At 39.8% G+C, this 10,431-nt stretch carries 8 protein-coding genes, 1 tRNA gene and 1 pseudogene; 7 read left to right on the top strand and 3 right to left on the bottom strand.

The features are described 5' to 3' along the window. A pseudogene (locus CXF89_RS19955) lies at nt 1-260 on the bottom strand (hypothetical protein); the annotation flags it as partial. Between the two features lie 341 nt (nt 261-601). On the opposite strand from CXF89_RS19955, the gene cysE reads away from it, so the two are divergent. Both cysE and CXF89_RS19945 read left to right on the top strand, forming a co-directional pair. After that, nucleotides 602-1,420 (top strand): serine O-acetyltransferase, encoded by an 819-nt coding sequence (gene cysE / locus CXF89_RS19950; protein WP_121955565.1) that lies wholly within the window; start codon nt 602-604, stop codon nt 1,418-1,420. A 15-nt stretch (nt 1,421-1,435) separates the two neighbouring features. Then, complete coding sequence (locus CXF89_RS19945) at nt 1,436-2,122, top strand: hypothetical protein (protein ID WP_121955564.1); 687 nt, start codon at nt 1,436-1,438, stop codon at nt 2,120-2,122. A gap of 33 nt (nt 2,123-2,155) precedes the next feature. On the opposite strand, the gene xseA is transcribed toward CXF89_RS19945, so the two are convergent. After that, nucleotides 2,156-3,490, bottom strand: a complete 1,335-nt coding sequence (gene xseA / locus CXF89_RS19940; protein ID WP_121955563.1) for an exodeoxyribonuclease VII large subunit — start codon at nt 3,488-3,490, stop codon at nt 2,156-2,158. A 135-nt stretch (nt 3,491-3,625) separates the two neighbouring features. Here xseA and guaB point away from each other — a divergent pair, with 135 nt between their 5' ends. The 5 genes from guaB (at nt 3,626) to rimI (ending at nt 7,831) form a co-directional block, all read left to right on the top strand. Then, nucleotides 3,626-5,095 carry an IMP dehydrogenase gene (gene guaB / locus CXF89_RS19935; RefSeq protein ID WP_002958783.1) on the top strand — a complete coding sequence of 490 codons (1,470 nt, stop codon included), beginning with the start codon at nt 3,626-3,628 and terminating at the stop codon, nt 5,093-5,095. Nucleotides 5,096-5,197: 102 nt separating this feature from the next. After that, on the top strand, nt 5,198-6,775 hold the full coding sequence (gene guaA, locus CXF89_RS19930; protein ID WP_121955562.1) for a glutamine-hydrolyzing GMP synthase: 1,578 nt from the start codon (nt 5,198-5,200) through the stop codon (nt 6,773-6,775). A gap of 155 nt (nt 6,776-6,930) precedes the next feature. Further along, nucleotides 6,931-7,007: transfer RNA gene (locus tag CXF89_RS19925), tRNA-Trp, on the top strand. Between the two features lie 64 nt (nt 7,008-7,071). Then, complete coding sequence (locus CXF89_RS19920; protein ID WP_024590045.1) at nt 7,072-7,377, top strand: hypothetical protein; 306 nt, start codon at nt 7,072-7,074, stop codon at nt 7,375-7,377. After that, complete coding sequence (gene rimI / locus CXF89_RS19915) at nt 7,364-7,831, top strand: ribosomal protein S18-alanine N-acetyltransferase (RefSeq protein ID WP_007581622.1); 468 nt, start codon at nt 7,364-7,366, stop codon at nt 7,829-7,831. Before CXF89_RS19920 ends, rimI begins: the two co-directional genes overlap by 14 nt. A gap of 75 nt (nt 7,832-7,906) precedes the next feature. Here the strand turns inward: rimI and CXF89_RS19910 are convergent. Beyond that, nucleotides 7,907-10,431: ATP-binding protein (locus CXF89_RS19910; RefSeq protein ID WP_145990856.1), on the bottom strand; the 2,525-nt coding region annotated here is incomplete at its 5' end.

Raw genomic sequence — 10,431 nt, 5'->3', positions numbered from 1 at the left:
TTTTTAAAAAAAGTACATTCTAGTTTGCCAGTAATAATATTTTGCATGTGATACTTAACTTGGTAGTTATGTTTTTTAAACTCAAATGTATGCGTGCTTTTTCTACCAATACTACGTTTACTACTAACTAAATCGTCGTTTACATAGATTTCTTCTTTGCCTGTAAAGTAGCTGCCAAAACAGGCTATTTGATTGTCGCCATCTTGAAAGTAAAATTTGTAACCTAATTTTCTTGTATTTAATATATCGTTTTTCATCATCGTTATCCTTGTTGAGTTGATGATGCTAATTTAGCGTTTGTTTTTGTTATTTACGCCGTCAGCTGTACGCCAGTATGTATTTTGGCATATGACAGGTGAGCTGTCATATGTTGTTAGCTTTTGATTTTTATTAATTTATTATATTTTAAGTATGTATTGGTCATTTTAGCTACTGTCGTATAACTTAATCTAAAAAATAGGTAAGTATTTAAAATATCATTTCTGGGTGCTAGTTATATCTAATAACCAGAACAAATAACTAAGGGATTAACACCTTAGTGGTTAAATCCGTTAGACTTGGGAAAAGGCTATTTTATATCAACTTAAGGCAGTGCAGTATTATGCGTCATGCAATTTGGCAACAGCTTCGCGACGAAGCTAACGATGTAGTAAAACGTGAACCATTATTAGCAAGTCATGTTTATTCATGCATTTTGAATCATGATTGTTTAGGTTCGGCATTGAGCTTTATTGTTGCTAATAAGTTGGCTGATGCGGTGGTATCTGCATTCACTATCCGAGAGTTGTTCGACCAAGCATTTGTAAAATGTGACCGTATGCTATCTTTTGTTGCTGAGGATATTAAAGCGGTAAAAGACCGCGATCCGGCATCAGAAACCTATCTTACGGTTATATTAAATCTAAAAGGTTTTCATGCTATTCAGGCGCACCGTTTGGCTAATTGCTTGTGGCAACAAAATCGCAAAGAGCTAGCGCGCTTTATTCAAAGCCGTAACTCTGAAGTGTTTGGGGTCGATATTCACCCAGCATGTAAAGTGGGTAAAGGCATTATGTTTGACCACGCAACCGGTATTGTTATTGGTGAAACAGCGGTAATTGAAGATAACGTATCAATACTTCAATCTGTAACGCTTGGCGGTACAGGCAATGAGCAGGGCGATCGTCATCCTAAAATTAGAGCGGGCGTGTTAATTGGCGCCGGCGCTAAAGTACTTGGTAATATTGAAGTAGGTGAGGGCGCACGAATTGGTGCGGGCTCAGTTGTACTTAGCAATGTTCCACCACACACAACCGCTGTTGGCGTACCCGCTAAAATTATTGGTCGACCGGATTGTGAGTGTCCGGCGCAAAGTATGAACCAAAACTTTTTGACTCAACAAGAGCCAGAAAACGCATCGCATACTAGCGCAATGCTGTAGCCTTAGGTAAAAATAATGTCTAATAAAAGTAACTCACTTTCAATGTTGCTAAGTTTTATTGCTGGTGTGGGGTTGGCTAGTAGTTACTTTTTGTTTTTTAATAAAATATCTAATGACGCATATCCTCAGTCAGAAAATACGCGTCAGAATGTTACTATTAAAGTCAGTAGCAATAATAAACTTAGTAGTCATGATGTTAGCAATGACTCAAACCTAAATAGCGCTTTAATTACGGCCAACCAAAATGCTACACGGCAATTTGTTGAACAAGAGTATACTCAGCAAATAAGTACGCTTACCGACGAACTTGCCGTTAAAACCAAGGAACTAAAGCGTGCCGAACAACAATTAAAGTCAACTCAGTTAGCGCAATTAGATGATGTTGATTTTTCTAAGCAACTTGATGAAAAATTTGATAATGAAAGTGAAAATACTCAGTGGAGTTATGAAATAGAAACGGCGCTTACCGATTTTTTAATTACCAGCAACTTGAGTAACTCAGCACAGTTAAGTGATTTGGAGTGCAAGCAAACACTGTGTAAATTTGTGATTGTTGCTGAGCAAAGTAATGAGCAAGGACATGCGCAGTGGCGTGAGCTTAACGATAAGCTAACAGCAATGCCCTGGTGGCAGCAATTTAAGCTAACTACATCAAGCTCTAACGACGAGAAAATAGAGTTTGTAGTAAGTATCAAAGAGTAAGTATACGCACTTTATAATGTTTTTTTAACAGCCTTAGCTATGTACTTGTGAGTGCACCACGCCGTCAACAAATTCTGTAATTAGCGTGTCGCCAGCTTTTACATCTCCTACCGATTTAACCACTTTGTTTTTCTCATTTTTTGTAATGCTGTAACCACGTGCTAATACGTTGAGTGGGCTTACTGAGTCTAATCTACTCGCTTGTAACGCCAAATTATTATTAGCTTGTTGCAATTGATGTTGTATAGCCTGATTAAGCCTTGCTTGTATTTGCGCGAGTTGATGGTTTGCTGTAGCGAGTTTTTTATCGGGTGATTGGCGCATTAAACGCGGCGTTAAGTTATTGAGTGTGCGTTCTTGCTGGTATAAACGATTACGCATCGCCTGTTGCAGCGCAATGCTTAGCTCATCCAAACGTTGTGATTTTTGATTAAGCTGATTACGCGGATGACATAAATTAAGGCGGTGTTGTAACTGCGTTGCTTGTGCGCGCTTGTCGGCAATGCCGTGCTTAAACGCGTTAGATAAACGATTAACTAATTGCGTTACTTTGTTGTGTAACTCTTGCGTATTTGGGCTTACAAGCTCAGCTGCGGCTGATGGAGTCGCTGCACGAACATCAGCAACGTAATCGCTAATCGTGGTATCTATTTCGTGGCCTACCGCACTTACTATCGGTAATTCACTTTTGAAAATAGCGCGGGCGAGCTGTTCGTGATTAAAACACCATAAATCTTCAAGTGATCCGCCGCCTCGCCCTAAAATAAGTACGTCTACTTCATCACGAGCATTAGCTAATTCAATTTGGTTAATTAAATGCACGTGCGCTTCTTTGCCTTGTACCATAGCAGGGTAAATGATGACCTCTAGCTGCGGCGCTCGGCGTTTGAGTACCGTTAAAATATCTTTTATAGCAGCGCCGGTTGCTGAGGTAATAACACCAATACGATTAATATTTTGCGGTAATGGCTGTTTGTGAGCAGAGCTAAATAATCCTTCGGCAGCTAAACGCATTTTAAGTGCATCGAACTCTTGCTTTAATTGCCCTTCGCCTGCGGGCTCCATATATTCAACAATAAGTTGGTAGTCGCCGCGTGGTTCATAAAGTGATACGCGCGCTTTTACCGTTACTTGTGCGCCATTTGCTGGGCGGTAGCTTTGGTTACGATTATTGCCTCGCCACATGGCTGCTTTAATTTGTGCTTTATCGTCTTTTAACGAAAAATACCAATGCCCAGATGCTGGTGTAATAAAGTTCGAAATTTCGCCGGTTAATATAAGCGATGCAAACCCTTGTTCAAGAAGCGTGCGAATTTCTCTATTAAGGCGTGACACGGTGTAAACTGCTTTTGAGGACGGTGAAAACATAAAAAACAACCTAAATCTATTTATAGGGCTACTTTATCATAAATATTTGCGAAATATTATTTACTAGTGGCAACAACGCTGTTAAAATTTGGCCGCAATTCCTTATCTTATATCCACATGTGAGAAGTTGCCAAAATGCTTAGAATCGCTAAAGAAGCTCTTACCTTTGATGACGTACTTTTAGTACCTGGTCATTCTACTGTTTTGCCACACACGGCAAATATTTCAACTCGCTTAACGCGTGGAATAAAACTTAACTTGCCGCTTATTTCAGCATCTATGGATACTGTTACAGAAGCTCGTTTAGCTATTGCCCTTGCGCAAGAAGGTGGTCTTGGTTTTATTCATAAAAACATGACTATTGAAGAACAAGCGAAAAACGTACGTAAAGTTAAAACCTACGAAGCAGGTATTGTTTCATACCCTGTAACGGTTACTGCCGATTTAACAATTGCAGATGCAATTGAGCTTTCGCACGAAAAAGGTTTTTCAGGCTTTCCGGTTACCGATAGCAATAATGTGCTTGTAGGCATTGTTACTAGTCGTGATATGCGTTTTGAAACTAAGCTTGAACAGCCTGTTTCTACCGTTATGACTAAAAAAGAAAAGCTTGTTACCGTTAAAGAAGGCGCAGCACGCGAAGAAATTTTAGGCTTAATGCACGAACACCGCATTGAAAAAATCTTAGTTGTTGATGATGAATTTAAACTTAAAGGCATGATCACAGTAAAAGATTACCAAAAAGCCCAAGATAAACCTGACGCATGTAAAGACGACCAAGGTCGTTTACGTGTAGGTGCTGCTGTAAGTGTTGGCGCGGGTACTGATGAGCGTATTGCTGCATTAGTAGAGGCGGGTATTGATGTTTTACTTATCGATACGTCGCATGGTCACTCTCAAGGCGTTATTGACCGTGTTACTAAAACGCGTAAAGAGTACCCAGACTTACAAATTATCGCAGGCAACATAGCTACCGCTGAAGGTGCGATTGCACTTGCAGACGCCGGTGCCGATGCAGTTAAAGTAGGTATAGGCCCAGGTTCTATCTGTACTACACGTATTGTTACCGGTTGTGGCGTCCCACAAATTACAGCTATTTCAGATGCTGTTGAAGGCTTAAAGGGTCGCGACATTCCTGTAATTGCTGATGGCGGCATTCGTTTTTCTGGTGATATTGTTAAAGCACTTGTTGCTGGTGCATCGTGTGTAATGGTGGGTTCACTTCTTGCTGGTACTGAAGAAGCGCCAGGTGAAGTTGAATTATACCAAGGTCGTTACTACAAGTCATACCGCGGTATGGGCTCATTAGGTGCGATGGATCAAAAAGAAGGTTCATCAGATCGTTACTTCCAAAAATCAAACGAAGCAGACAAGTTAGTACCTGAAGGTATTGAAGGTCGCGTAGCTTACAAAGGTCCAATTGCAACGATTATCCATCAGCAAGTAGGTGGCCTGCGAAGTGCTATGGGCTTAACTGGTTGTGCAACAATTGAAGAGCTTAATACAAAACCACAGTTTGTACGCGTTACTTCAGCGGGTATGGGTGAATCGCACGTACACGATGTGCAAATCACTAAAGAAGCACCAAATTACCGCTTAGGTTAAGTCGCGTAATTAATTTAATATACTGGGCTTGCTTTGCAAGCCCTCTTTTTAGTCGTTTACATTAACAAATGACATTTAGCATCAGACTTTACGAGATACTCCATGAGCAAAGATATTCACGATTCACGAATTCTCATTTTAGACTTTGGTTCACAATACACGCAATTAATCGCGCGCCGTATCCGCGAAATTGGTGTTTACTGTGAGCTATGGGCATGGGATGTGACTGAAGAGCAAATCCGCGAGTTCAACCCACAAGGTATTATTCTTTCTGGTGGCCCAGAATCAACAACGCTTGAAAACAGCCCGCGCGCTCCTGAGTATGTATTTAATGCAGGCGTGCCTGTACTGGGTATTTGCTACGGTATGCAAACAATGGCAGCTCAACTAGGCGGAAATGTACACAGCTCAGATAAAAAAGAGTTTGGTTACGCACAAGTAGAAAAAGTAGGCAACTGTGCATTATTTGATGCAATTGAAGACCATATTACAGATGGCGGCAACGGCATACTTGACGTTTGGATGAGCCATGGCGACAAAGTAATGGATATTCCAGCTGGTTTTGCAACAACAGCTAAAACATCTACTTGTCCACATGCTGCAATGTCTAACGAAGAAAAACGTTTTTATGGCGTACAGTTTCATCCAGAAGTTACACACACGCATCAAGGTCAGCGCTTATTAGAGCGTTTTGCTATTGATATTTGTGGTTGTGAAAAATTGTGGACTGCTGCAAAAATTATCGATGATGCTATCGAGCGTATTAAAGAAACAGTTGGCGATGACGAAGTTATTTTAGGCCTCTCTGGTGGTGTTGATTCATCGGTTGTGGCTATGCTTATTCACCGTGCAATTGGCGAAAGACTAACATGTGTATTTGTTGATAATGGTTTACTTCGTTTAAACGAAGGCCAACAAGTAATGGACATGTTTGGTAATAAATTTGGCTTAAATATTGTTAAAGTTGAAGCTGAAGAGCAGTTTTTAAATGATCTAGCGGGTAAGTCAGACCCAGAAGATAAACGTAAAGCCATTGGTCATACGTTTATTAATGTATTTGATGAGCAAGCCAAAAAGCTTAAAAATGCAAAATGGTTAGCGCAAGGTACAATTTATCCTGATGTAATTGAATCAGCGGCATCTGCAACTGGTAAAGCGCATGTTATTAAATCTCACCACAATGTGGGTGGATTACCAGATGACATGAAAATGGGCCTTGTTGAGCCATTACGTGAGTTATTTAAAGATGAAGTACGTAAAATTGGCCTAGAGCTAGGTTTACCGTACGACATGCTTTACCGTCACCCTTTCCCTGGACCAGGTTTAGGTGTGCGTGTACTTGGCGAGATCAAAAAAGAATACTGTGATTTATTACGTCGCGCTGATGCGATTTTCATCGAAGAGCTTCACAAAGCTGAGCTTTACCATAAAGTAAGCCAAGCGTTTACTGTATTCTTACCAGTTAAATCGGTAGGGGTTATGGGCGATGCACGTAAGTACGATTGGGTTGTATCACTTCGTTGTGTGGAAACAATCGACTTTATGACAGCGCGCTGGTCACATTTACCTTATGAGTTTTTAGGTGTGGTATCAAACCGTATCATTAATGAAATAGATGGTATTTCTCGTGTTGTTTACGATATTTCAGGTAAACCACCTGCAACTATCGAATGGGAATAATTAATTTTAGTTTTAATTAACTAAGTTTAAGTGATTAAAAAACGGTGAATTAGCATGCTAATTCACCGTTTTGTTTATTTAAAAAGCAGTTAAACTAAAAGAGTGATTTTTCTCTTTACCTTTGGCGAAACTTCTCTATAATTCGTCGTCATTGCAGGGGCGTAGTTCCAATTGGTAGAACAGCGGTCTCCAAAACCGATGGTTGGGAGTTCGAATCTCTCCGCCCCTGCCATTTCTTCTTTACATCGTTTTTATTACTTCTTATATTATTCAAATGTCTAATCTACTGAGTTGTTATGCATCCACGTTACGCAGCTATTTTTGATATAGAAAATCTTGAACTCAATCAACATTATTGTCCTCAAGCAAATGAGCAAGCTAATACTTTATCGCAAAGCACGATAGCTAGTTCTTTAACGCTAAATGAGCAACTACTTGCAGACATTAAACTCAGTGCAGAACCTATTATTATAAATAGCGTTGTACAGGGCAGTGAGATGCAATTAAACGACAATAAGCTTACATTGCCAACCCCACAGCTCAACGCCTCTGAGAAGCGTGCTTTATGGGCTTTAATGAGTGAATACCTTGATAAACTTTAAATCAGTAGATGAAACTGCAATACCTCAATTAATGGCCATCGAAACAGCGTGTCATAGCCATCCGTGGACTTTAAATACAATGGGTTCATGTATAGGCGGGCGCTATTTTAATGTTGCCGCATTTGATGAGGCGAGCATGATTGGTTTTTATATTGGTGAAAAAGCAGGGCCTGATTTTACGCTTATGGATATTTGTGTAACACCAAGTCACCAAGGGAAGGGTATTGCAAGGCAGTTGTTAGCGCAGTTTATTGAATATGGTGAGCAGCAAAATGCTGAAAACCTCTTTTTAGAAGTACGCGAATCAAATACGCGTGCTATTGCGCTGTACGAGCGCGCAGGCTTTGCTGAGATGTCAGTGCGTAAAAACTACTACCCAAGTGATAACCCTGCTAAAAATGGCTTTGAAGACGCTATTTTAATGGGTATGGCGCTAGGTTTAAACTTTTCATAATTAAAGTCGGTAATTAGCATTTAAAATATAGAGCCGCTAAAGTACTGCATTTGTACCGTTTTGTAACTTTGCTTTTTAGGTTACTTTGTCGCTAATTGCTTGCTCAATGGCTGCTATTAAATCATTTACCAGCTCGTCTCTTGGTACTTTATTGTTACTTTTTAAGTTCTCTTCAAGTGCCGCAGCGCTATGGTAAATTTCATCAAAGTTAAAGCATCCAGAACTGCCTTTAACACTGTGCGCTATACCTCTTAATGCTTCCCAATCATCACAATGCTGCAAAGCTTTAACTTCTTCTAAATATGTAGGTAAGTTAGCTAAGTAATTATCGGCAATTTGCTGAAACTTTTCGCTCTTTAATAGGCTATCCCATTTATTTTGATTATCTTTTTCAAGATGCAGGTAGCTTACGAGTACGTTTTCCAGAGCATCTTTATCAATGGGTTTAGCCAGTGCTTTGTCGCAACCAGCTTCTAGATAAGTGCCTATATCATGGTTCATTACATTGGCAGTAAGGGCAATGATAGGGCCATTATACGCTGCATGACGAAGCATTTTAGTCGCTTCTAATCCGCCCATTACAGGCATTTGCATATCCATAATAATAAGTTGGTAGTCGTTTACGAGCGCCATTTCTACAGCTTGTGCGCCATTACTGGCAATATCGGGTTCAAGGCCCCAGGTTTGCAGTAATAATTTAATTAATAGTTGGTTATCTGGGTTATCCTCAGCCACTAATATATTGGCGTCGAAGCTATTGGTTGCAAACGATAAGAGAGGGTCTTTCTCTGGTATTAACTGGCTGTCTTGCGTTAAAAACTCAAGCATGGGTTGATCATCAGATAGCTGACATGCCACCCTAATTGTAACTCGGCTACCTACACCCACTTCACTTTCAAGGTTTACATCGCCACCAAGTAACAGTGCTAAGTTTTTAGAAATACACAACCCAAGACCTGTACCACCAAAACGACGTGTAGTTGTGGCATCGGCTTGTTCAAACGGCTTAAATACACGTTCTATTTGATGCTCAGACATACCAATACCAGTATCTTTAATTACAAACTCTAGCTTTTGACTTGCTTGTAAATAATGCACACAAATAGACACGCTGCCATTTTCGGTAAATTTAACAGCGTTATTAGCAATGTTTATAAGTATTTGTTTTAAGCGGGTCACATCACTATAAATGGTGCGGGGTAGCGGCAGTTGATAGTCGATATTAAGGGTTAATTGTTTTTCTTGTGCCAGTGGTTGAATAATTGATTCAATGTCGTGCACAAGCTGCACTACGTTTAACGCTGACAAATCAACAGCCAGCTTTTCAGCTTCAATTTTAGATAAATCGAGTATGTTATTTATTAACTCTAGTAAGTGTTTTGAATTACGTAAAATAGTGCTTAGGTGTTGTTTGTCATTCGCTACTTTATCGTTGTGTAGTAACTGCTCTGTAAAGCCCATAATGGCCGTGAGCGGCGTGCGTATTTCGTGACTCATGTTAGCTAAAAAACGACTCTTAAGTTGATTAGCTTGCTCAGCTTGGCCAATAGCTAACTCAAGTTGGCTGTTCATAGTTTCAAGTGCTTGGGTACGACTTTCCACTTTATCTTCAAGGTGGTGTTTGTATTCTTCAAGCTGTTGTTGGTAGTGCCTTATTTGATTAACCATGTGGTTAAAGTCGTTAAATAAAACACCTACTTCATCATTTGTATGAGCTGGTAAGTGCACCGACAAATCGCCATCACCAACACGATGACTCGCAGCCCCGAGTAACTCAATTGGGTTAAGTAATAAATTGCGGACCACTACAAAAATTAATATTGGCAGGGTGATCACCGAAATAATAACAATTAAGCCTGTTATTAAACTTATGGCTTTGCCTGATTGATAAAGCACCCCTTTGGGAATGGTCGATACGTAATAATATCCGCCGGGCATTTGCACTGCAAAAATCATTCGCTCTATTTTGTCTATGCTTGAGAGTTCAATAGTTGAAAGCATGCCGATATCAGCGAGGTCGTGCACTTGATTAAGTTCGTACTCGCTTATGTATTGGCCACGCATATTGTAATCGGAGCTAAATAAAATTTTCCCGTCTTTAGTCAACATTAAATTAAGCGTGTTGTTATATGGCGCTTCTAAAATACTAGAGTTTAGTATTGAAGGTTCTATATGTATTACAATAAAACCAAGCTGCTGTGGTCGTTTTAAATAGTAATCAACACTATAAATTCGTTGAATAAAATACAAACTAGTGGTGCCATCATCCTTTTGAATCATAAATTGCTGTTTACTTAAATTACTTTGCAATACTTGATTAAAAAACGGGTAGCTTTTAGGCGCTGTTGTTAGGTTGTTAGAGTAGTAGGCATCGCTTTTCCCACTGGCTGAAACTAAATTAATGCTAATTATATCGGGATAAGCCTCACTGTAACTGGCAAATACATCCATAAGCGCGCCAAGTTTTCGGGTGTAATTACCGTTGGCACGAATGTCGTTTGCTAAAAAATCACTAAGTACTGGCGAGGTTGAAAGTAGTTTTGCAGTAGAGTGAAAAGAGTCGATATAGTTAAATATTTTTTGCTGTTGTTGCTCAACAA

This window comes from Pseudoalteromonas sp. MelDa3, assembly GCF_002863625.1.
GTDB lineage: Bacteria > Pseudomonadota > Gammaproteobacteria > Enterobacterales > Alteromonadaceae > Pseudoalteromonas > Pseudoalteromonas arctica.
The sequence above is the reverse complement of the archived record's forward strand: the minus strand, read 5'-3'. Positions and strand labels throughout refer to the sequence as shown.